Below are 20,969 nucleotides of genomic sequence, written 5' to 3' on the forward strand. Positions count from 1 at the left end.
GGAACGTTCGGCCTGCCGACGTGTTCAGTTGCCTGGCGCACAGAAGACTTGTGCTGTCGCCGGAACAACAGGAGAAAAACCATGAGGATCCCCCTTACCAGCACCGCTGCCGCGCTATTGCTTTTGGCCGGCGTCGGCGCAGTTGCGGCACAGGATGTTGTCATCACACCGGAACAGGACACCGTCGTGCGCAAATACGTGAAGAAGCAACCGCTGGCTTCCGTGAACCTTCTCGGACTTGAGCTGAATGTCGGCACGGCTCTGCCGGACACGGTCGAGCTCCATGAGGTCCCCAATGTCAAATACCGGTATGTGGTGATCGACAACCGCACGGTTTTGGTGGACCCGGGCACCCGCAAGATCGTCAAAGTCTACGACTGAGACCTAGAACGAACCCGACCTCCGCCATAGCTGGCGGCGGGTTGGGTATGTCAAATCGCCAGTCGGACAGTTGAGATAAACTCCTGAAGTCGAGACGTCGCAACCCCCTCGTGGCGCGCCTGGTGGATCTCTAGAACACGCGCTCAACTCGACTTGGCACAAGGTACTTACTTCCTGGTGATCCAATCCAGCAAGCCAACTTCGACCTGATCGCACCCGGCGTATTCGAGTACCAGGGTCTTAGCCAGATCGCGCCATCGACATTTGGGCGCGTATGTTCCCAACACCAAATCTTTGAACACTGCCCGGAGAACATCGGCATCGAACGCTGAGATAGCGAAGGGAACCGGGTCTGCATCCTCCCAAGCTCGGGAGGTGTCATCGCCATGGCTTTGGCGCAGGCGTTTCAGAAGCTCGCGTGATGCCGCGAGCACGCGTCGGGAGTGATCAATATCGCGCGGAAATGTGGCGCGACGTGGCAGGAAGGTGGCTTCAATAGCCGCCCGCGCAATGTCTGTATGGGTATCGAGCATCGCTGCCTCCCTTAAGCAGCTATCGGGGCTGCACCTTCTTAGGTGCTGAGCTGCGAATCTCAGTCATCAGCGCTTGCTCTCGGAGCCGAGCTGTCTTCGCATCCCGTGCCGCCCGCTCGACCTCGATCGACTCGCGCGCAACATCCGAGGTGCGCTCTTTTCTCTCGTGCCTTTTTTGTCCGTGAACCGTTGCCTTCTCCGCATCGTCGCCCCGATCTGACGGTCCCGCGGTGTTGTCGCACAGAACGATTGTGGCCAGATGCGGGCGACCTGGGAGGTGTTTCACCTGCCGAGCCAGCAGCCGCTGCCGCTCGGGCTGCGACTGTTTTGCGAACCGTCTAAAAGGTTGGACATCATGGCCAAGCCAATCATCCACTTTGAAATAATAGGGCGTGATCCTGCGAACCTGCGCCGCTTTACGCGGAACTCTTCGGATGGGAATTCGAGATCGGCGGATCGGTCTCGCCGCTTGTTCCCGACGCAACTATGGCTTCCTTGCCCCGCCTCCGGGGCTCAATCGGTAGCAGGGGCGTTGGAGGCGGGAGAAATTTTGATCCGGATGTAGTCCCGCTTCTCGGACGCGGTGCGCTTTTCAGAGCCCCCTTTAGAACTCAATTTCCAAGGCTTGCCGGCCTACCAGCCGCTCCAGCGCTGCGATCCGCGCCTCATAGGTCTGCATCGTGTCGGCCGCCGCCACGTCTTCGTCGAAGGAGCCGGCCTCGTATTTCTGAACCCAGATGCGGATCAGGTTACGCGGCAGTTCGTGCCGCTTGGCGAGACCATGCAGCGTCTCGCCGGACAGGAACTCCTGCACTACCTGACGTTTGAACTCGATGCTGTGCGTGCGATAAGCCACCATGGGCTTCCATCCTTCGAAAGCCCGGCTTCCAAGTCAATTCTGCTTGTTCATCCTGTCCGGTCCGAGGGGCGCACTCCACACATGGGTCTCATTTAGCCGGTATTTGCATCGTCATGACGCAGAGAAGCTCGAACAGGAGGGTGGCACCGGTTAGCGCGGTGACGCCCGAAGGATCGAGCGGCGGCGAGACTTCGACCAGATCGGCGCCGATGATGTCGACGCCGGCCAGCGCTCGGATCATCTTCTGGGCCTCGCGCGTCGTTATGCCGCCGATCTCCGGGGTGCCGGTGCCGGGGGCAAAAGACGGATCGAGCGCGTCGATGTCGAACGAGACGTAGGTCGGCGCGTCGCCGACGATCGAGCGCGCCTCGGCCATCACCGTGCCCACGCCGCGCTCCATGAATTCCTCGATGAAGATGATCCGGATGCCGGCCTCGCGGGCGAAATCGTAGTTTTCCACATCGGAGATCGCTCCTCGGATGCCGATCTGGACCATGCGCTTGGGATCGAGCAGGCCTTCCTCGACGGCACGGCGGAACGGGGTGCCGTGATTATAGCGGTTGCCGAAGAACTCGTCATAGGTATCGGAATGGGCATCGAAGTGAATGAGGCCGGCCGGTTCCTTGGCGATGCCGCGCAGGATGGGCAGCGTGATCAGATGATCGCCGCCGACGACCAGAGACCGGGCGCCGGAGTGGTGGACGTTTTCGAAGAAGGCGCTGATCGTGTCCAGCGAGCCGGGCAGGTCGAGCGGGTTTACAATCACGTCGCCGCAGTCGCCGGCACGCACCTGTTCGAAAGGCGAGACGCCCGTCACATGGTGGACGCGCCGCACCAGGCTGGATTGGTTGCGGATTTCGCGCGGTCCATGGCGCGCGCCCGGCCGGTTGGTGGTGCCGCCGTCGAAGGGGACGCCGATCAGCGCGATGTCGACCTGCTCGGGGGTAGCCATGGGCAGGCGCATGAAGGTTGAAGGGCCGGCAAAACGCGGAACGCTGCCGGAATCGAGTGGCTGGAAATTTGTAATGCTCATGGTCTTGTGTCCTGTTGGCGCATCGGGTCGCTTGACCGCGAGGCGCACTCCGAAGGTGGTGCTATTTCTGTTGGAAGTCGGACCTGTGGGCGTCGCGCCAGGCGTTCTGCTTGCCGGCGCGCTTGGCCGCGAGGCAGAACAGGGCCTCGGCCAGCAGCCGGCCGGCCAGGATGCTGGTGGTGCCGCTGGAAGCATCGAAATCCGGCGATACCTCCACGAGGTCGAACCCAGCAAAGCCGTCGCGGGCCACTATCCTTACGCCGCGAATGATCTCGCGCGAGGTAAGGCCGCCTGGTTCGGGGCTGTTGGTTGCCGGGGCAAAGGCTGGATCGACGCCGTCGATGTCGAGGCTGATATAGAGGCGCGCGCCGTCGGCACTGGCGATGGCGCGTGCGCGTTCGGCAACCGTTTCGATGCCGAGGCGCTCGACTTCCTCCATGGAAAACACGGTGATGCCGAGCTTGCGGTAAAGCGGGGTCCATTCGAGCAGGTTGCGGGGGCCGCGCGCGCCGATGACAACGATGCGGCGAGGGGCCACCTTGTCGAGTTCGGCAATGCGCAGCAGGGGCGAGGCGCGGGTGAGGCGGTCGCCGCCGAAGGATTCGCTGAGATCGAGATGGGTGTCGAAGACGATGAGCCCGACCGGGGTGTCGCCGGCATCGGAGACCGCGCGTACCGCCGGATAGCTGATGCCGTGATCGCCGCCGATGGTCAGCGGCACCGCCCCGTTGACCAGCACCGCGGCAAGCCGCGCTTCGAGGCGGGCGTAGCTGGCGGCATTGTCCCCCGGCACTACATCGATGTCGCCGGCATCGGCGACGGTGATATGGGCCAGCATGTCGAGGTCCCAGTCGAAGCTGTAGCTGCCGTAAAGAAGCGAGTATTTGCGGATTTCCTGCGGGGCGCGGCGGGTCGCGCCGCCGCGAAAGGTGGCGATGCCGTCATAGGGCATGCCCACCACCACAGCGTCGGCGGAAAGACCCGCCAGATCGCGCACATAGGGAAATGCCATGAAGGGTGGCACGTCGCCATACATGCGGGGAACACCTGCCGGGCTCAAACCTTCGCTCATGGTACGGTCCTCCGTCTTGTCGTGTCGATTGTGCCGCTGCCCTACTGGCCGGCGGCGGGCTCGCTCTGGAACAGCATGTTGCGCTGTCTCCAAGTGTCGAGGAATTCACGCAAGCGCGGGCTTTGCGGATCGTTGAAGAGTTTGGCGGGCGGGCCCTGCTCGATCACCTTGCCGCGGTCCATGAAGACGACACGGTCGGCGACCTGGGCGGCAAAGCCCATCTCGTGCGTCACCACCACCATGGTAATGCCCTCGACGGCCAGTTGCTTCATGGTGTCGAGAACCTCGCCGACGAGCTGGGGATCGAGTGCGGAGGTCGGTTCGTCGAACAGGATCACATGCGGCTCCATCGCGACCGCCCGGGCGATACCGACGCGCTGCTGCTGGCCGCCGGAAAGCTGCGAGGGGTAGCGCTCGGCGAAATCCGCGAGGCCGACCTTGGCCAGCGCACGGCGCCCGCTTTCCTTCGCCTTGGCCGCGGGAGCGCGCTTGGAAAGACGCAATCCCAGCGTCACGTTATCCAGCACTGTCATATGCGGCCATAGGTTGAAGTGCTGGAACACCATGCCGACGTTGCGGCGCACGGAATCGATGTTCTGGTCGCTTTCTCGTACCAGTCCTTCGGCACCGCGCTTGTAGCCGAGCAACCGGCCCTCGATCTCGATCTCGCCGCTCGTATATTCCTCGAGGAAGCTCGCGCAACGCAGCAACGTGCTCTTGCCCGACCCCGACGGTCCGATGATGCAGACGACCTCGGAGAGGTTGATGTCGAGCGAGATCCCGGACAGGGCCGCGAATGTGCCGAAATCCTTGGTCAGATTCCGGATCTTGATGACGGGCTCGGTGGTTTCAGTGGCCATCGTTTATTCCCAAATTGGTGGTTGAGCGGCCTAGAACCGCACCCGGCGCTCAACATATTTGCCGAGCTGCGCGACTGCCTCGACCAGCAGCCAGTACAGTAGGGCGGCGGCGAGATAAGGTTCGATGACCGCGTAGGTCTCGTTGACGAATTGCGTCGTGTTCTTGGTCAGCTCGGCAACGGTGATGATGGACAGCACCGCGGATTCCTTGATGAGGATGATGATCTGGTTGACCATCGGTGGCGTGATCATGACCAGCATCTGCGGCAGCTTGATATGGCGGATGATCTGCGTGCCTGAGAGCCCGGCCATGCGCGCCGCCTCGATCTGGCCTTTGGAGATCGACTGGAAACCGGAGCGGAAGATTTCGGCGAAATAGGCGGCACCATAGAAGCCGAGGCCGAAAACACCCACCGCTTCGGCACTCAGCCGGAGGCCTATGCTCGGGCCGCCATAATAGAGCACGAACAGCAGGATCAGGATCGGCAGGCCGCGCATGATCTCGATATAGGCACGAACGGCCCAGCGCAGCGGCGTGAACGGCGTGCTCTCGAGGCAGGCGAGCAACAGGCCGATCGCCAGCCCGAGGGCTGTGGCAAGTGCGCAGATCCAGGCCGTCGTCGCCAGGCCGGCCAGCATCAGCGGTCCGTATTGCACCCATAGGTCGAAGAATTGCGCCATGGCTCAGGCCCTCCGCGCCAGCCGTTGCTCGGCCATGCGGCCGATCAGCGACAGAAGGAAATTGATGACGATATAGATGACGGCGGCGGTGATGTAGATTTCGAACGGGCGATAGGTGGTCGCGACGATCTGCTGGCTTACCCGCATCAGTTCCGTCACCGCGATGACGGAGACCAGCGATGAGTTTTTCAGGATGCTGATGGTCTCATTGACCAGCGACGGGATGACGAGGCGCAATATCTGGGGCACGAGTATATGCTGGCGCCCCGCCCATTTGCGTATGCCTACCATGCGCGCCGCCTCCAGTTGCCCTGGCGGAATGGCCAAAAGTCCGCCGCGAAATATCTCGGCCTGGAAGGCGATCGTGTTCAGGGTCAGCGCGAGGATGGCCGCGAGGATGGGCGCTACATTGATGCCGATGAGCGGCAGCAGATAATAGATAATCAGCAACTGCACGAGGATGGGCGTGCCGCGCCACACGCTTTGATAGATGCGCGAAAAGCAGCGCAGCCACGTCTTCTTCGAGGTGACGCCGAAGCACAGGACGAGGCCGAGCGGCATGCCGAGGATGATGGCGACGCCCGACACCAGGATGGTCATGCCCGCGCCCCAGAGCATGATGGGCAGGTTGTTCTGGATGAGGGCGAACATTGCCAAGTCGTCAGACCTTATGGACTTGAGGCCAGGCTTGCAGCCTGTGCGTTTTTAGGCAGGCGAGGCTGGAAAGCCTCGCCCTTATCCGGGCGTTGGACGCCGACTCGTCAGCTCTTGGGTTCGGGCAGAGCGTCCGTCGGCAGTTTCATGGTGAAGCCGAACCACTTTTCCTGAAGTTTGGCCATGGTTCCATCGGCGGCGAGCTTGCGGAACTGGTCATCGATGAAGTCGGCAAGCGCCTTGCTGTCGTCGTCCTTGCGGAAGGCCCAGCTGAAATAGGTCGGGTTCCCGAACGTTGTGCGGATGGTTTCGAAGACGTCGCCGCGCTGCGTCTGCAGGTAGAGCAGATTGGGCAGGGAATTCACGACGGCATCCGTGCGCCCGGCAGCGAGATCGGCATAGGCTTCATTGAAGTCGACATAGGTCTGGATGTTGGCGATCGGCGCTAGGCCTTTTGCCTTTAAATCCTCGGAAAAGGCCTCGGTGCCCTTGAGCTGTGCCGAGCCGGCCTGCGTGCCGACATTTTTGCCGCTCAGGTCTTCGGGCGTGTTCAAGGCGGTGTCGCCTTTGCGCTTGACGTAGGAGAACGACGCGTCGGCGATTGGCAGAGACAGCCTGTAGGTATCGTAGCGCTGTTTGTTAACGGTGACGGACGTTATGATGGCATCGAACTTCTCCGTCTGCAAACCGGGCAGCAAGCCCTGGAACGGCAGGTCGAGCCGGTTCACCTTCACGTCCGGCAGCGCCTTCATGACTTCTTCGAAGAGGTCAACTCCGTAGCCTACGATCTTGCCGTTTTCGACATATTCGAACGGCGGGTAGCGGGCCTCGGACGCGATGGTGATTTCCCCCTTTGCCTTGATCCGATCCAGAAGATCGGAGGCGGTGGCAAAGCTCGCCACGGCGAGCGAGAGCGACGCGGCCAACAGCGTCGAAGTGCACAGTTTCAAAGCGGATCGCATAACTTCCTCCAGTTTCGTATGTTCCCGTTTATTATGGATTATTTGGAGTCCGAGGCTTCTGTACGCGCTCAGGAATCTCGCATGCGTGACGAGCCTTAAACCTCCAGGTCGTCAGCCGGCTGCAATGCCGGCCCGATTGTTTGCTTCCCCAGTGGCATGACGGCACGGCACCATCTGGTAGGGCAGCATGGCAGGATTGAATCTTTGATAAACATGGAAGGAATAGACTATACATCGAAGTTGGCGATGTAAGGCTGATACCCGACACCGTCTGAGAGGCTCAGGGAGGAGTGTCAGAATGCGTCTGTCGGTTGCCGACATTCGTGCGCTCAGGGTTTTCCGCTCGGTGGTCGAGCATGGCGGATTTACCGGAGCACAGCTTGCTTTGGCGATGAGCCAATCGACGATCAGTTTCCAAATCAACGCGTTGGAGGAACGGCTGGGGTTTTCGCTATGCCAACGCGGCAGGCGCGGCTTCGAACTAACCGATAGGGGCACCGCGGTCTATGAATATTCCCATTCGCTGACTTCAGCGCTGTCGGCGTTCGAGATGCAACTGGGCGAACTGCGCTCCAAGGCGACGGGTGTGCTGCGCGTCGGGATCGTCGATGCCACCGTTACCGATTCAGCCCTGGGCCTCGATGACGTCATTCATCAGTTCATCAAGAAAGCCAGCGAAGTCGATCTGCGCATCACCATCGGCTCGCCTGAACAGCTTATCGCGGAAACCGCCAAGGGCGGGATCGACTTCGCGATCTCCCCCCGCATCAAATTGCTGCCCGGCTATTCGCAGACCGAGTTCCATTATGAAATCAACTCGCTCTACTGCAGCGAGCGCCACCCGCTGTTTTCCCGCAAGCTGGTGACAAAGGCTGATGTGGAAGCATCGCAGATGGTGGTGCGCCCTTATGCCAACAAGTCGGAATTGCAGCATTTCCCCAACGCGCATGTCGGCGCCTATGCTTCGAATATCGAGGCGCAGGCAATGTATATCCTGAGCGGCCACTTCGTCGGCTATCTGCCGGATCACATGACCGTCACGTTTAGACAGAACAACCGGCTTAAGGCGCTGCTTATTCCCGAGGCGCAGATCCGCTCGCCCTTCGTCATCATCGCGCCAAAGCACAAGAAAGCGTCGCTGTCGCAGAGGATTTTTTTTCAGGAACTGCGCAAAAGGGTGGGGAGTGCCGAAAAATCGGCCGGAAAAGGGCAAGCCGCCGACGCAAAAAACAAGATGCCCAAGGTACGCGGCATGTAAAAACTCCTTTATGCATTGATCCCGAAAAGCGGGAGCCGCTTTTCGGGATCAATGGTCTGGATGCTGGGCTGCGCTTTAAAGGCGCGGCGCCTTGGCGTCGATCCGATAATGCGCTTCGGTTGGAACGCAGCCTTGACCGTTTACCGGAATGAGGTCCTGGGGGCAGGCTGAGAACGCGACGATCAAATCCATTTCCGCGCACATCGACACATAGGAGCCCGGTCCCGCCACCGGTGCCTCGAAGGTGACCGAACCGTCTTCGCCGACGGGAATGTTCATGAACAGGTTGAGCGGCGAAGGGGTTTCGGGTGGCGTCAGCCCGACCGCGCCGAGGGCCGTCGCCAGATTGTCGGTGCAGTTGTCATGGTGCCCGACATGGCCCAACTGCTGGTAGCGATAGCGGTCGCAGGCGGCGATCAGCGTATCGTGCACGCCACCCGACGTGTCCTGTATCAGGGTCAGCATCGGACGCCGCCTGTTGCTGCACAGCGTGTCGCCGTTCTTCGGGTTCACCTTGAGCATGGCTCCACGACTGTGCTCCATCGACATGAATTCCGCGATATCGTCGGCGCAGAAGGCCCAGGTGTCCACCACCTGGGTGCCGTGGGTGTTGATGACGGTGATCACCTGGCCTTGGGCAACGCGCGTCGCCACGCCCTGGCGGGCAGGAATGACGTGAACCTGACCGTTACTTGCGTTTGTTGGCATCGTTGAATTCCTTTCGTTCAGCGTCCGCGCGCTTCGTGTTCGACGAAGATATAGCCGAGAAAGTTCAGGAGTACCTGTGCTGCGAGAAAGCCGGTGATGCCCGAAGGGTCGTAGGCCGGGGCCACCTCGACGAGGTCGATGCCGACGACGTCGCCGCGCTTCACAAGCCCCCGGAGCATTTCCATTACTTCATAATACAGGAAGCCGCCATGGCTAGGCGTGCCAGTGCCCGGCGCAATCGACGGATCGAAACCGTCGATGTCGATCGTCACATAGTAGCGTACGCCTTCCGGAATGGTCGCCAGAACACCTTCGACCCCGAGCTTGCGCGCCTGGCGGACGGAAAGGATCGTCGAGCCGCGTTGGCGCGCATCCTCGTAACCGTCGCGGGCGGTCGAGGAGACGTTGCGGATGCCGATCTGGCTGAGGCCGCTAACATGCGACTGTTCGGCCGCGCGGCGCATCGGATTGCCGTGTCCTTCGCGCACGCCATGACGCACGTCGACAAAGTCGAGATGCGCATCGATCTGCACGATGTGAATGGGGCCATGTTCGCTGAACGCCCTGACGCAGGGAATGTTGATGGCATGGTCGCCGCCCAGAACGACGGGCAGCGCTCCGCGTTCAAGAATCTTGCGGACCGCCATTTCCGTATTCGCGTGGCTGGCCACGGTATCGGTATGCACGATATCTGCGTCGCCTATATCGACGATCCGCACCTTGTCGAGCGGCAGATAGATCTGGTCGTCCTCATGGTCGTAAGCGCCGGCATGACCGAAGGAAAACAGCGTCGAGGCCTCGCGGATGGCGCGGGGGCCGAAACGTGCACCGGAGCGGTACTGGGTCCCCATGTCGAAGGGCACACCCAGCACGGCGACATCCGCGTCGATCTTGTCCCAATCAAGGCAGATCGGCCGTTTACCGAAGGTGCTAAGCCCAACGAAGGGGAGATCGAGCCGCCCACCCTCATACCCGTGTCCAGACATCGAGACTCTCCCTTTCGGATAACCCTCACGCCATCCGGCAGCGACCTTCGATATGAGCCGAAGCGCTTAAGCTGGAGTGAAGCACGACAGGCCTGCGGTCTGTCTGCCTCGTGGCTAGCATGGTCCCGCCACTCCTATCCATCACGAGTATCGGGCGTTCATATCGATTTATCCGGAAATTGGCCGTATTAGGGTTAGAACAAGAGCAGCCCGAAATCGATGGAAGGAAGACTCCCGCTCCGCCGGTGAGCGCTGTCGTTCGAGCTTGCTGTGCCCGAGCAGCACCTGGATGACGCTGATGTCGACATCCTGCTCAAGCAGGTGAGTGGCGAAGCTGTGCCGGAGAGTATGCGGGCTGAGAACGTTCTCACCGCTCCCAAAGCAATATCTCTTGTCAGCCGAGATTTGACGGCCGCGTCTCGCTATTGACGCACAGCTGAAGCAGGCCTACTGGTACATATACCGGACCACTAGACCTCTTCGGATGTAAGGACGGATGGACCTACGAGCGATTCTGACCGACGACGGGAGTGCGCTTGGCGGCGTGCCGAAGCATTCGATGAAGGACTTCGTCGTCCAGAAGATCGCGACATTCATTGCGACCGGCATTCTTGACGTGGGGGACCCGTTGCCAAGCGAGCGTGAACTTGCGGGCGCTTTGTCGGTAAGCCGCGAGACGGTGCGCGGTGCGATCCTAATCCTTTCCACAAAGGGCATCCTTTCCGTCGCCCAAGGCACGCGGACAGTGGTGGCCTCGACGGAAGTCGGGGAACTCGCGGTCCAATCGGCCCGCTATCGCGACATTTCCAGGTACAGTCTTGACGACGTGCATGAGGCGCGGTTGCTGATCGAAGATCAGGTGGCGCGGGCCGCGGCCGTCCGGGTTGAAGCCGCGACGCTCGAGACCCTGCAAAAATCGATCGAGGCGCAGGAAGCGGCGATCGACGATCCCGTTCGCTTCCTCATTTGCGATCGCGAATTTCACACGGCCATCTATCGGGCGGGCGGCAATGCCGCGCTGGCGGATATCGCCGCCGATCTCTATTCCTACCTTCTCGACCATCGGCGGCGAGCAGTCGCCCAGCCTTCAAGCATCGCAACGAGCATCGCCGATCACCGTGCCATTCTTGCGGGACTTGAGGCGCGCGATTCCGAGGCGGCCGCAAGGGCCTTCGCGGTCCACGAAACACGCATCTACACCACGACCAAGCAGCTTTTAACGCAATCCGCTCGAAAGGGATAAGAATAGGGGCGGATTGCCGGGCAACCATGCAGCACAACAGGAGGAGTTCCCATGCTGACAAGACGCCTTTTTGCCACCGCAGCCCTCGCGGGCGTTGTCGCGCTGACCGGCATTGCCGGGACGGCGACCGCCGCTCTCGCCGAATCCAAGGAGTTGGTCTATCTGACTCCAGGCCTTGATCTTGCCTTCTGGCGATACCTCTCCAAGGGCATCGAGAATGTCGCAACCAAGGGAGGCTACACCTATCAGGCGCTGGATTCGGGCAACAATGCCCAGACCCAGCTTAAAAATGCCAAGGACGCGATCGCCCGCGGCGTCGCCGGGATCATCATCTCTCCGACAGACAGTTCAACCGCGCCGGCCGTGCTCGATCTCGCCAAGCAGGCAAACATTCCCGTGGTCATCGCCGACATCGGCACGGACAGCGGCGACTATGTGTCCTTCATCATCTCTGACAATTATCAGGGCGCGAACGGCGTCGGCAAAGCGCTGGCCGAGGCAATGAAGGCCGCCGGCAAGCAGGACGGCAGCGTGGGCATTGTCGGCATCAGCCAGGCCCGCCTCAACGGCCAGGCCCGCACCAAGGGCTTCAAGGACGCGATGACAGAGGCTGGCATCACCAAGGAAGCCGGGCTGCAGCAGATGCAGACCTACACCGCGGACGAAACCTTCAAGTTCACGCAGGATATGACGACCGCGAATCCGGACATGAAGGGCCTCTTCGTCCAGACCGACGGCCCGACGCTGGGCGCGTTGCAGGCAATCAAGGCGGCCCGCCTCACCGGCGACGTGCTGGTTGCCGGATTCGACGGCGTGCCGGAATTCGTGCCGTTGCTGCAGTCGGGCGAACTGGTCGTTTCGGGCATGCAGCAGCCGTATCTGATGGGCCAGGAATCGGGACGCGCGATGGTCGACCATCTCGGCGGCAAGACTCCCGAAAAGAAAATCCTCGTGCCGATCAAGATCGTGACCAGCAAGAACATCGAGCAGGAGCTTCCAACCATCAAGGAAACGGTCTTCGCCAACGAGATGTAATCGGGGCCTGGCCGACATAGGCCGTCCGGGGGCAACCTCCCCCGGACGCTTTATTCGTACCACTTGGAGTGTGTCCTCGGATGGTAGACAGCAGCAAGATTCCCGAGCCGCTTCTCGTGGCTCGTGGCGTCACCCGCCTGTTTGGGAACGCCTACGCGCTCAGCAACGCGTCGATAGCGCTCTGCCGGTACGAGATCTGCGGATTGCTGGGCGCGAACGGCGCGGGAAAATCGACGCTGTCACGGATCGTTTGCGGACACCTGCCGCCTTCGTCGGGCGAGATACTCTTCAAGGGTGCTCCCTTGACCGTCGGATCCGCGCGCGACGCGCTGCGTTCCGGCATTGCCCTCGTGGCACAGGAAACCAGCCTGGCGCCCGACATGAGCGTGCTGGAGAATATCTTCCTGCCCAGCTACGCGATGCCGGGCCGTCTGTCTTTCAGCCAGTTGCGACACAGGGCGCAGACCATCCTGTCGGAACTTGGCCACGACCACGTACTGCCACTCGACATCGAGGTGCGCCGGCTCTCGGCAGCGCAACGCCAACTCGTCGAAATAGCCAAGGCGCTGGCCCTCAACGCCGATCTTGTCATCTTCGACGAGCCGACGGCCTCCCTCTCGCCGATCGAGGTTGACCGGCTGTTCGAGATCATGGGGCGGCTGAAAAACAGCGGGAAGGCACTCGCCTTCGTGTCGCATCGGCTCGAGGAGGTCTTCGCAGTCACCGATCGCGTCACAATCCTGCGCGAGGGCAAGACCGTGGCCGAAAGCGTGCCCACGGCGGGGCTCACGCAGGCCGACGTCATCCGCCACATGGTGGGACGCGACATCGGAAATGTGTATCGAAAGGCCGTCTCGCGAGTGACCACTAACGAGCAGCCGGTGGCTCTGGAGGTAATTGGGCTCAAAGCCCCGCCTTTCGTGCGTGACGTCTCGTTCACGGTGCGCAGGGGTGAAATTCTCGGCCTCGGCGGGCTTGTCGGAGCTGGACGCTCGGAGAGCGCCGAAGCGATATTCGGACTGCGCCACCGCAGCCGCGGGCGCGTCTTTGTCGGCGGCAAGGAGATTGCCCCCAACAGCCCTATCGCGGCAATCCGCGCCGGTCTCGGAATGGTCGCCGAGGACCGGCGGGCCCAGAACATCGTGCCCGACATGACGGTCGGCGAAAATCTCTTCCTCGCCCAGATGGGCAAGCACAGGGGTTTCGGGCGAGGCCATTCGGCGCGCCGCAAGCAGGCCAGCGAGCTGATTTCGCGTCTCGACCTTCCGACCGACCGCATGGATGCAAACCTTCTGCACTTCTCCGGCGGCATGCAGCAGAAGATCATTATCGCGCGCTGGCTGCTGATCGAGCCCGAAGTGCTCATCCTCGACGAGCCTACGAAAGGCGTCGACATAGGGACACGCCAGGCAATCTACGAGCTGCTGCGCGAGGTGGCCGAAAGGGGGATAGCCGTAGTCGTGATCTCCTCGGATTTCCAGGAATTACTGGGGATCTGCGAGCGGGTCGTCGTGGTGAGTGACGGCTATACCATCGCCGACCTGCCCGCCTCGCGACTGAGCGAAGAGAGCCTGACGCTGCTCGCCGCGCCCCGAAGCTCAGCCGAGCGCAACACGGCATTCCTGCGCGATCTTGTCGCCAGCCATGGCGGCACGGCATTTTGGGGATTGATCGACGACGACCGGTTCGTCTGCCTCGCCCTCGCCGAGGGTACGCCGGGTGCAACGATGGGACTCGCGGCCGGGCATGTCTATCTTGCGCAGGAGACGGCAATCCCCCTCGCGCTTGGAAGGCGTCAACCCGGCATCGTGACCGAGAATGACGGCCGCTCTACCTTGCTTGCACCACTGTCCAATCGCCGAGGGCACGATCTGGGATGGATCGGGCTCAGCCTGCCGGCCGGCTCCAGGCTGCCGGACGCCGGGGCCCTGTCGGCCCGGATCGCCGGCCTGTTCGATACACCTCAAGACGAAAAGATCGACGCATGAACGCGCCCACACGATCCTTTGCGATGCCCAGATTCGCCAGCACGCTTGAGTTCCGGATGCTCTGCCTCGCCATGGTGCTTGCGGTGATCCTGTCGTTCATCTCGCCGCACTTCTTCACCGAGCGGAACATGTTCAACATACTCGACCAATCGGTGGTGCTTGGCATAGTTGCCGTCGGCATGACCCTGGTGATCCTGACTGGCGGCATCGACCTTTCCGTCGGGTCGGTCGCGGGCGTGACCGGCATCATCCTCGCCCTACTCCTGAAGGAATTCCCCATTCCGGTGGCGATCGCGCTCGCCATAGGTTGCGGCGCCCTGATCGGGCTTTTCTCCGGCGTTCTCATCGCAGTGTTCGGCCTGGCCCCCTTCGTGGTGACGCTCGGGGTCATGGCGATGGGGCGCAGTCTCGCCTACATCGTGTCGGGACAGCGCTCGATTTCGGGACTGCCCATGGGGCTGCAGAATATCGTCTACACGAACCTGCTGGGCATCCCCGCCAACGTCATCTTCCTCATCGCGCTCTACCTCGCCACCTGGGCGTGGCTGACATATTCCAAGGGCGGGCGAACCATCTACGCGGTCGGCTCGAACATTGAAGCCGCCCGGGCGGCCGGCCTCAACACCCTCTTCTACTCGATCTTTCCCTACGTGGCGTCCGGTGCCCTTTCGGCGACGGCGATGACCTTTTCGCTGGCGCAGATCATGTCGGCTGACCCGATCGGGGGGAACCAGCTTGAACTCGACGCCATCGCGGCCGTGGTCATCGGTGGCGCGAGCCTCTACGGCGGACGAGGCACGATATTCGGCACGCTGATGGGGGTTCTGATCATGGTGATGATCCGCAATGGCCTCAACCTGCTCGGCGTCTCGCCGTTCTGGCAGGGGACCGCCATCGGCGCCATCATCATCCTCGCCTTGCTGGCCGAGCGCCTCATCACCTGGAAATCGCGCCGCGTTTGAGACCAGGAGAATCCTATGACACAGTCCGATCCTTCCCGCGCCGTCCGCCTCTACGGCACCGAAGAACTACCGGCAGAGGAGCGGCTACTGAGCGCCGGGCCCCTCAGCGTGCTTTTCGACGGCGCGAACCTGCGCGACTGCCGCATGCATGGCGAAGAGGTGATCCGCGCAATCTCGTTCGTGGTCCGCGACAAGGACTGGGCGACGCTCATTCCGAAGATCACCGACCTGGTCGTCGAAAAGGACGACGATCGCTTTCGTGTGGCCTATCGCGCAAGCGTTGCCAGCAAAGGCGAGACCTTCGGCTATGACGTGGGCATCGCTGGTACCGCGGCAGGCGTTCTGACCTATTCGGCTCGCGGAACCACGCCGACCGGGCTTCTCACGAACCGGACCGGCTTTGTCGTCCTGCATCCCATAGAGGGCATAAGCGGCGCGGCCGCCACGATCACGCACACAAGCGGCGAGAGGGTCGAGACACGGTTTCCTGTGGAGATCGATCCGGTGCAGCCGATGATGGATCTGCGTGAAATCTCGCACCGTACTCCCGGCGGGCTGGAGGTCAGCTGCCTTATGGAGGGCGACGCGTTCGAGATGGAGGACCAGCGGAACTGGACCGACGCCTCCTACAAGACCTATGTTCGTCCCCTCGCTCTGCCCTGGCCATACAGGATCGAGCCCGGCGAGGTCGTCGAACAGAAGATCACCCTGACCGTCAAGGGCTCTCCCAAGGGTCCGTCGCGTCAGGCGGGAGGCATCGCCGCCCTGACGCTCGGCGAGGCGGCGGACGCGATTCCACCTCTCGGCGTCGGATTGCATCCCGATGACGCTTCGGCCGCATTGCGGCATGTCGAGACGCTTGCCCAGCTCGGCGTCGCCCATGTCATCTGCCATTACGATCCGCGGCTCGGCCATGATGCCGAAACGCTGGCGAGGCAGGTCGAGATCGCCATCGCAATGGGCGCCCAACCCTGGCTCGAAGCAGTGGTCGAGCATGCCGACGATGCTGGCGCCGCGGCGGAAATCGACTCCCTGGGCAAGGTGGCCGCGAGGCTCGATCATCGCTTCACGACGGTTCTGGTGTCGCCCGCACCCGATCTTAAATGCACGCTGCCCGGCAGCATCTGGCCGCCAGCGCCGGATGCGGCGAAGCTCTATGCGGCCGCGCGCGCGGCCTTCCCCGCATCTCGCATCGGCGGAGGCATGTTCAGCTTCTTCACCGAGCTCAACCGCAAACGTCCCCCGGCCGAGGCGATAGACCTCGTGACATTCACGACGGCGGCGATCTTTCATGCTGGTGACGACCGCTCCTTGATGGAGACGCTCGAATGCCTGCCGCATATTGTCAGGACCGTGCCGGCGATCGCCAAGGGCCGCCCATATTCCGTTGGGCCGTCCGCAATCGGGTTGCGCGACAATCCCTATGGCGAAGCGCCGGTCGCCAATCCCGCCAACATCCGGCAGGCGGTCAATTTCAATGATCCGCGCCAGCGGGGCGTCATGGGAGCGGCCTGGAACCTCGGCTACTTCGCCGCCTTCGCGGAAGGCGGCGCGGCGGCCATCGCGCTCGGCGCCGCGGTCGGCCCGTTCGGCGTCCTCTCCGTGCCGACGTCGTTTCCGCAGCCCTGGTTCGAAGGCAAGGGCGAGCTCTATCCTGTCTGGCACATCGTGCGAGGCCTGGCGAAGCTCAAAGGCTGCCCGCTCCGTCCGCTGCGATCGTCGGTCCCTGGCGCAGTGCGAGGGATCGCGGCGGTTACCGAAAAAGGCACCGAGCTGTGGTTATGCAACCCCTCGCCCAACGCGCTGGAGGTGCGCCTCCCCGAAGGCTTCGCGCGCGCTGCAATTCTTGACGCCTCATCTTTCGTCGCGGCATCGCGCCAACCGGATCTGCTCGATCGGCTGACGCATGACGGAACGCAAACCCTGTCGCTCGAAGCCTACGCAGTCGTGCGCGCGCTCAGGCAGGTCTGAAGCGGCATCACAAACCAGTCCCGGAAGAGAACGGAGCATCCATGCATATACTCATCATTGGCGCTGGTGGAATGATCGGCCGCAAACTCGCGGCCGAGCTTTCGCGGACAGCATCGCTTGGAGATCGAAAGATCGACCGGATGACGCTGGCGGACGTGACGAAGCCGCCGGTGCCAACCGGTGACATAGGTTTTGTCGAAGCCATTGCCGCCGATATTTCCGCTCCCGGCGCAGCGCAGGATCTGGCCGCGCGCCGCGCGGATGTGATCTTCCATCTCGCGGCCATCGTGTCCGGCGAAGCGGAACGCGATTTCGAGAAGGGCTATCGCATCAATATGGACGGCACGCGCGCTCTTTTCGAGGCGATCCGGCTGGAAGGAACCCGGCGGAAATATATCCCCAGGCTGGTGTTCACCTCCTCGGTTGCTGTCTATGGCGCGCCTCTGCCCGACCCTATTCCCGACGACTACATCCTTGCCCCGCTGACCAGCTACGGCACCCAGAAGGCGATATCCGAGCTGTTGCTGGCCGACTATTCGCGCCGCGGCTTCCTCGACGGCGTCGGGATACGCCTGCCGACGATCGTCATTCGGCCCGGCGCTCCCAACGCGGCAGCCTCGGGCTTCTTCTCCGGCATCCTGCGCGAGCCACTCGCCGGGCAGCGCTCCGTGCTGCCGGTGAAGGAGACCGTCAAGCATTGGCTGGCGAGCCCGCGCTCGGCGGTAGCCTTCCTCATCCATGCCGCGATGCTCGATACATCCGCGCTGGGCGCCCGGCGCACGCTGAACATGCCGGGTGTCGCGGCCACGGTCTCCGACCAGATTGCCGCGCTCCGCCGCGTGGCAGGGGCCGAAGCCGAGGCGTTGATAGACCGCACGCCGGACGAGGCGATCGAGGCCATTATTGCCGGGTGGCCGAAATCCTTCACGCCCAGGCTGGCCAACAGTCTGGGCTTTGTGGCCGAAAGCACGGTCGACGAACTGATCGCGGTTTACCTGGCGGACGACGCCCCGAAGACCATCCCTTAACCGTTAGGGCATGGTCACCAAAGTTCCGTGAAAGTTGAAACTGGGGAATTCCGATGCTTCTGGGCTGCATAGGCGATGATTTCACCGGGTCTTCCGACCTGGCCAACACGCTTGCAAAGGGGGGCATGCGCACGGTCCAGTACAACGGCGTTCCCAACACCGCCTCCGACCGCTCGGTTGACGCGGGCGTCGTTGCCCTGAAGACCAGAACGATATCCGCCTCGGAGGCGGTGAAGCAGTCGCTCGCGGCGTTGGAGTGGCTTCGACGCCAAGGCTGCCGCCAATATCTGTTCAAGTACTGCTCGACATTCGACTCGACGCCCGAAGGCAATATCGGTCCCGTGCTGGACGCTCTTGGCGACGCGTTGGGAGCGGCACGCGCGATCGTCTGTCCGGCGTTTCCCGCAACCGGCCGGTCGATCTACCAGGGGCATCTTTTCGTCAACGATCAGCTGTTGAGCGAATCCGGCATGGAGAAGCATCCGCTTACGCCGATGACGGATCCCGATCTGCGGCGTTGGCTCGCGCGACAGACCAGGCGTGGGATCGGTCATATCCCCTACAGCGTCGTGGCGGAAGGAAGCGGCCCGATCAGGGATGCGCTGGAGGCAGCATCCGCCAGGGGCTCTCGTTACGTCGTGGTCGACGCCATCCAGGACAAGGACCTTATCGCCATTGGCGAGGCTGCCGAAGCCGATGTTCTGCTCAGCGGCGGTTCGGGAATAGCGCTGGGACTTCCGGCCAACTTTCGTCGGGCCGGGTTGATCGGCACGGCGGCCACGCATTGGAAGGGAATACAGGGGCCAGGGGCCGCGCTTTGCGGTTCGTGCTCGACCATGAGCCGGCGCCAGATTGCCGAGCACCGGAAAAACCATCCGACGCGCATTGTGGAGGTGGATGCGGTCGTGGACGGCACGGCCAATCCTGTTGAATATGCCGAGTGGGCGATCGGCCATCAGCACCACGGCTTGCCACTGGTGTTCTCGTCGGCCGATCCCGAAGCCGTCGCCGCCGCACAGAACCGCTACGGGAAGGAGCGCGTCGCGACGGCGGTTGAAGGTTTTTTCGGCGAACTGGCGCGTCAGCTTTCGGCGCGTGGCGTACGCCGGCTGGTTACGGCGGGCGGCGAGACATCGGGGGCCGTCGTATCAGCGCTCAACATTTCGTCATTCGAGATCGGACCGGAGATCGACCCCGGTGTTCCGGCGTTGAAGGCCCGTGACCCGGATATGGTGCTCGCCCTTAAATCGGGCAATTTCGGTTCGGCCGGGTTCTTCGAAAAGGCAGCCGACGTCCTTACGGGAGGCGTTCTACGATGAGCGATGAAACAAGACTCAGGGATCAGATCTGCAGCATCGCTGCGTCCATGTTCGCGCGCGGCCTCACTGCGGGAAGCTCGGGGAACATCTCCGCCCGCCTCGGCGATGGTCGGCTGCTCGTCACGCCGACAGGATCGTCCTTTGGCGCGCTCGACCCCGCCCGCCTGTCGCTCTTCGACGCTGAGGGACGGTTCCTGGACGGCGACAAGCCGACGAAGGAGATGCCGCTGCATCAGGCGTTCTACGAGACACGCGGCGCGCGCACCGGAGCGGTCGTCCATCTTCATTCGACCCATTCTGTCGCGGTTTCGCTTCTGCCCGACATCGATCCCGACAGCGTCTTCAAGCCGCTGACGGCCTATTCGATCATGCGGCTGGGAAAGGTGAAACTGCTGCCCTACATCCGGCCCGGCGATCCGGCGATGGGAGACGCCGTGCGCGGACTCGCTGGGAAACGGTCGGCCGTATTGCTGGCCCACCACGGACCCGTCGTCGCCGGCAAGGATCTCGAAGCCGCCGCCTACGCGATGGAGGAACTTGAGGAAACGGCCAAGCTCACGCTTCTCACCCAGGGCTTGCGGCCCAGGATCCTCGCGGCTCCGCAAATTCGCGAGTTGGTGGAACACTTTGACGTGGAGTGGGACGACTGATGCAACTTTCGGCCAATCTGGGATTTCTCTTTCGTGACCTAGCGCTTCCGGATGCGATCCGCTCGGCCAAGCGGCGCGGTTTCGCGGCGGTCGAGATGCATTGGCCGTACGATACCGACGCATCGGTGGTCGCGGCGCTGCTCGCCGAAACCGGTCTTCCGCTGCTTGGCATCAACACGGCCCGGGGGGATGTTGGGGCGGGTGATTTCGGCCTCTCCGCGCTGCCGGGCCGTGAAACGGAAGCGCGCGCGGCGATCGACCAGGCGGTTCAATGGGCAGCCGTAACAGGCTGTCGCAACATCCATGTGATGGCAGGAAAGGCAATCGGCGACGAAGCCTTCGCGACGTTCACCGGCAATTTGCGGTACGCTTCGAAGGCGGCGGCACGGCACAACATCGGCATATTGATCGAGCCCCTGAACCCGCGCGATGCGCCGGGCTATTTCCTCTCCGACCTTTCCACCGCATTGCGTGTGATCGATGCGACAGACGGTGCGGTAAAGGTAATGTTCGACTGCTATCACATGCAGATCATTCAAGGCGATTTGCTTAACTCGGTAAGGCAATTTTCCGACAAGATCGGCCATATCCAATTCGCCGCCGTACCGGATCGTAGCGAGCCCGATCACGGCGAGGTGGACTATGGCTGGCTCCTGCGCGCAATCGCGGACGCCGGCTATGATGGTGCATTCGGCGCCGAATATCGCCCCGTCACCGATTCGTTCGGATGGATGAAGCGTTTCGACCACTAGAGGCCTGAGTGCGCGTGCTTGGCGCGGCACGCTT

Annotated in this window: 21 protein-coding genes and 1 pseudogene; 11 read left to right on the top strand and 11 right to left on the bottom strand. The window is 62.3% G+C overall.

Annotation, left to right across the window (positions count from 1 at the left end; genetic code table 11):
• Window positions 1–81 precede the first annotated feature (81 nt).
• The gene (locus FJ959_RS23075) at window positions 82–381 is read left to right on the top strand and encodes a DUF1236 domain-containing protein (RefSeq protein WP_140515085.1); all 300 of its coding nucleotides are present in this window, start codon (window positions 82–84) and stop codon (window positions 379–381) included.
• A gap of 167 nt (window positions 382–548) precedes the next feature.
• Here the strand turns inward: FJ959_RS23075 and FJ959_RS23080 are convergent, their stop codons facing one another.
• The 8 genes from FJ959_RS23080 to FJ959_RS23115 all read right to left on the bottom strand — a co-directional run bounded on the left by FJ959_RS23080 (window position 549) and on the right by FJ959_RS23115 (window position 7,035).
• Complete coding sequence (locus FJ959_RS23080) at window positions 549–914, bottom strand: hypothetical protein (protein ID WP_140632259.1); 366 nt, start codon at window positions 912–914, stop codon at window positions 549–551.
• 604 nt (window positions 915–1,518) lie between these two features.
• Window positions 1,519–1,773 carry a transposase gene (locus tag FJ959_RS23085; protein ID WP_348640295.1) on the bottom strand — a complete coding sequence of 85 codons (255 nt, stop codon included), beginning with the start codon at window positions 1,771–1,773 and terminating at the stop codon, window positions 1,519–1,521.
• Between the two features lie 88 nt (window positions 1,774–1,861).
• The gene (gene speB / locus FJ959_RS23090) at window positions 1,862–2,806 is read right to left on the bottom strand and encodes an agmatinase (RefSeq protein ID WP_140524765.1); all 945 of its coding nucleotides are present in this window, start codon (window positions 2,804–2,806) and stop codon (window positions 1,862–1,864) included.
• A 61-nt stretch (window positions 2,807–2,867) separates the two neighbouring features.
• The gene (locus tag FJ959_RS23095; RefSeq protein ID WP_140498318.1) at window positions 2,868–3,878 is read right to left on the bottom strand and encodes an agmatinase family protein; all 1,011 of its coding nucleotides are present in this window, start codon (window positions 3,876–3,878) and stop codon (window positions 2,868–2,870) included.
• A gap of 41 nt (window positions 3,879–3,919) precedes the next feature.
• Window positions 3,920–4,738: an amino acid ABC transporter ATP-binding protein gene (locus FJ959_RS23100; RefSeq protein WP_140557328.1), complete on the bottom strand. Its 819-nt coding sequence runs from the start codon at window positions 4,736–4,738 to the stop codon at window positions 3,920–3,922.
• A 30-nt stretch (window positions 4,739–4,768) separates the two neighbouring features.
• Window positions 4,769–5,419: an amino acid ABC transporter permease gene (locus FJ959_RS23105; protein WP_140498320.1), complete on the bottom strand. Its 651-nt coding sequence runs from the start codon at window positions 5,417–5,419 to the stop codon at window positions 4,769–4,771.
• A gap of 3 nt (window positions 5,420–5,422) precedes the next feature.
• Entirely contained in the window at window positions 5,423–6,070 is a 648-nt protein-coding gene (locus tag FJ959_RS23110) for an amino acid ABC transporter permease (protein ID WP_140632261.1), read from the bottom strand.
• 110 nt (window positions 6,071–6,180) lie between these two features.
• Window positions 6,181–7,035 carry a transporter substrate-binding domain-containing protein gene (locus FJ959_RS23115; RefSeq protein WP_140632263.1) on the bottom strand — a complete coding sequence of 285 codons (855 nt, stop codon included), beginning with the start codon at window positions 7,033–7,035 and terminating at the stop codon, window positions 6,181–6,183.
• 298 nt (window positions 7,036–7,333) lie between these two features.
• Here FJ959_RS23115 and FJ959_RS23120 point away from each other — a divergent pair, with 298 nt between their 5' ends.
• Complete coding sequence (locus FJ959_RS23120; protein ID WP_140498323.1) at window positions 7,334–8,293, top strand: LysR family transcriptional regulator; 960 nt, start codon at window positions 7,334–7,336, stop codon at window positions 8,291–8,293.
• A 75-nt stretch (window positions 8,294–8,368) separates the two neighbouring features.
• On the opposite strand, the gene FJ959_RS23125 is transcribed toward FJ959_RS23120, so the two are convergent.
• The 3 genes and pseudogenes from FJ959_RS23125 to FJ959_RS32395 form a co-directional block, all read right to left on the bottom strand.
• Complete coding sequence (locus FJ959_RS23125) at window positions 8,369–9,001, bottom strand: urea carboxylase-associated family protein (RefSeq protein WP_140515081.1); 633 nt, start codon at window positions 8,999–9,001, stop codon at window positions 8,369–8,371.
• Between the two features lie 17 nt (window positions 9,002–9,018).
• Window positions 9,019–9,987 (bottom strand): agmatinase, encoded by a 969-nt coding sequence (speB, locus tag FJ959_RS23130; protein ID WP_140515080.1) that lies wholly within the window; start codon window positions 9,985–9,987, stop codon window positions 9,019–9,021.
• 261 nt (window positions 9,988–10,248) lie between these two features.
• A pseudogene (locus FJ959_RS32395) lies at window positions 10,249–10,386 on the bottom strand (tyrosine-type recombinase/integrase); the annotation flags it as partial.
• A 97-nt stretch (window positions 10,387–10,483) separates the two neighbouring features.
• Between FJ959_RS32395 and FJ959_RS23140 the strand changes: the two are divergent.
• From FJ959_RS23140 to FJ959_RS23180, 9 genes are all read left to right on the top strand, one after another.
• Entirely contained in the window at window positions 10,484–11,230 is a 747-nt protein-coding gene (locus FJ959_RS23140; RefSeq protein WP_140498326.1) for an FCD domain-containing protein, read from the top strand.
• Window positions 11,231–11,281: 51 nt separating this feature from the next.
• Window positions 11,282–12,265, top strand: a complete 984-nt coding sequence (locus FJ959_RS23145) for a substrate-binding domain-containing protein (protein ID WP_140498327.1) — start codon at window positions 11,282–11,284, stop codon at window positions 12,263–12,265.
• 80 nt (window positions 12,266–12,345) lie between these two features.
• A complete protein-coding gene (locus FJ959_RS23150) occupies window positions 12,346–14,253 on the top strand; it encodes a sugar ABC transporter ATP-binding protein (RefSeq protein ID WP_140632266.1) in 1,908 nt (635 codons plus the stop codon).
• 23 nt (window positions 14,254–14,276) lie between these two features.
• A complete protein-coding gene (locus tag FJ959_RS23155; protein ID WP_224619126.1) occupies window positions 14,277–15,215 on the top strand; it encodes an ABC transporter permease in 939 nt (312 codons plus the stop codon).
• A 15-nt stretch (window positions 15,216–15,230) separates the two neighbouring features.
• A complete protein-coding gene (locus tag FJ959_RS23160; protein ID WP_140632269.1) occupies window positions 15,231–17,186 on the top strand; it encodes a hypothetical protein in 1,956 nt (651 codons plus the stop codon).
• A 41-nt stretch (window positions 17,187–17,227) separates the two neighbouring features.
• On the top strand, window positions 17,228–18,214 hold the full coding sequence (gene denD, locus FJ959_RS23165) for a D-erythronate dehydrogenase (protein WP_140498331.1): 987 nt from the start codon (window positions 17,228–17,230) through the stop codon (window positions 18,212–18,214).
• Between the two features lie 53 nt (window positions 18,215–18,267).
• Window positions 18,268–19,533 (top strand): 3-oxo-tetronate kinase, encoded by a 1,266-nt coding sequence (gene otnK, locus FJ959_RS23170; protein ID WP_140632271.1) that lies wholly within the window; start codon window positions 18,268–18,270, stop codon window positions 19,531–19,533.
• Window positions 19,530–20,183 carry a 3-oxo-tetronate 4-phosphate decarboxylase gene (otnC, locus tag FJ959_RS23175; protein ID WP_140498333.1) on the top strand — a complete coding sequence of 218 codons (654 nt, stop codon included), beginning with the start codon at window positions 19,530–19,532 and terminating at the stop codon, window positions 20,181–20,183. The genes otnK and otnC overlap by 4 nt, the downstream gene beginning before the upstream one ends.
• Window positions 20,183–20,935: a TIM barrel protein gene (locus FJ959_RS23180; RefSeq protein WP_140632274.1), complete on the top strand. Its 753-nt coding sequence runs from the start codon at window positions 20,183–20,185 to the stop codon at window positions 20,933–20,935. The genes otnC and FJ959_RS23180 overlap by 1 nt, the downstream gene beginning before the upstream one ends.
• The last annotated feature ends 34 nt before the right edge of the window (window positions 20,936–20,969 follow it).

Source organism: Mesorhizobium sp. B2-2-4, assembly GCF_006442375.1.
In the GTDB taxonomy this organism is placed as follows: Bacteria; Pseudomonadota; Alphaproteobacteria; order Rhizobiales; family Rhizobiaceae; genus Mesorhizobium.

Excerpts from the sequence above, each read along its gene's own strand:
- FJ959_RS23075 (WP_140515085.1), top strand. The coding sequence starts at position 82 with ATGAGGATCCCCCTTACCAGCACCGCTGCCGCGCTATTGCTTTTGGCC.
- FJ959_RS23080 (WP_140632259.1), bottom strand. The coding sequence starts at position 914 with ATGCTCGATACCCATACAGACATTGCGCGGGCGGCTATTGAAGCCACC.
- FJ959_RS23085 (WP_348640295.1), bottom strand. The coding sequence starts at position 1,773 with ATGGTGGCTTATCGCACGCACAGCATCGAGTTCAAACGTCAGGTAGTG.
- speB (WP_140524765.1), bottom strand. The coding sequence starts at position 2,806 with ATGAGCATTACAAATTTCCAGCCACTCGATTCCGGCAGCGTTCCGCGT.
- FJ959_RS23095 (WP_140498318.1), bottom strand. The coding sequence starts at position 3,878 with ATGAGCGAAGGTTTGAGCCCGGCAGGTGTTCCCCGCATGTATGGCGAC.
- FJ959_RS23100 (WP_140557328.1), bottom strand. The coding sequence starts at position 4,738 with ATGGCCACTGAAACCACCGAGCCCGTCATCAAGATCCGGAATCTGACC.
- FJ959_RS23105 (WP_140498320.1), bottom strand. The coding sequence starts at position 5,419 with ATGGCGCAATTCTTCGACCTATGGGTGCAATACGGACCGCTGATGCTG.
- FJ959_RS23110 (WP_140632261.1), bottom strand. The coding sequence starts at position 6,070 with ATGTTCGCCCTCATCCAGAACAACCTGCCCATCATGCTCTGGGGCGCG.
- FJ959_RS23115 (WP_140632263.1), bottom strand. The coding sequence starts at position 7,035 with ATGCGATCCGCTTTGAAACTGTGCACTTCGACGCTGTTGGCCGCGTCG.
- FJ959_RS23120 (WP_140498323.1), top strand. The coding sequence starts at position 7,334 with ATGCGTCTGTCGGTTGCCGACATTCGTGCGCTCAGGGTTTTCCGCTCG.
- FJ959_RS23125 (WP_140515081.1), bottom strand. The coding sequence starts at position 9,001 with ATGCCAACAAACGCAAGTAACGGTCAGGTTCACGTCATTCCTGCCCGC.
- speB (WP_140515080.1), bottom strand. The coding sequence starts at position 9,987 with ATGTCTGGACACGGGTATGAGGGTGGGCGGCTCGATCTCCCCTTCGTT.
- FJ959_RS23140 (WP_140498326.1), top strand. The coding sequence starts at position 10,484 with ATGGACCTACGAGCGATTCTGACCGACGACGGGAGTGCGCTTGGCGGC.
- FJ959_RS23145 (WP_140498327.1), top strand. The coding sequence starts at position 11,282 with ATGCTGACAAGACGCCTTTTTGCCACCGCAGCCCTCGCGGGCGTTGTC.
- FJ959_RS23150 (WP_140632266.1), top strand. The coding sequence starts at position 12,346 with ATGGTAGACAGCAGCAAGATTCCCGAGCCGCTTCTCGTGGCTCGTGGC.
- FJ959_RS23155 (WP_224619126.1), top strand. The coding sequence starts at position 14,277 with ATGCCCAGATTCGCCAGCACGCTTGAGTTCCGGATGCTCTGCCTCGCC.
- FJ959_RS23160 (WP_140632269.1), top strand. The coding sequence starts at position 15,231 with ATGACACAGTCCGATCCTTCCCGCGCCGTCCGCCTCTACGGCACCGAA.
- denD (WP_140498331.1), top strand. The coding sequence starts at position 17,228 with ATGCATATACTCATCATTGGCGCTGGTGGAATGATCGGCCGCAAACTC.
- otnK (WP_140632271.1), top strand. The coding sequence starts at position 18,268 with ATGCTTCTGGGCTGCATAGGCGATGATTTCACCGGGTCTTCCGACCTG.
- otnC (WP_140498333.1), top strand. The coding sequence starts at position 19,530 with ATGAGCGATGAAACAAGACTCAGGGATCAGATCTGCAGCATCGCTGCG.
- FJ959_RS23180 (WP_140632274.1), top strand. The coding sequence starts at position 20,183 with ATGCAACTTTCGGCCAATCTGGGATTTCTCTTTCGTGACCTAGCGCTT.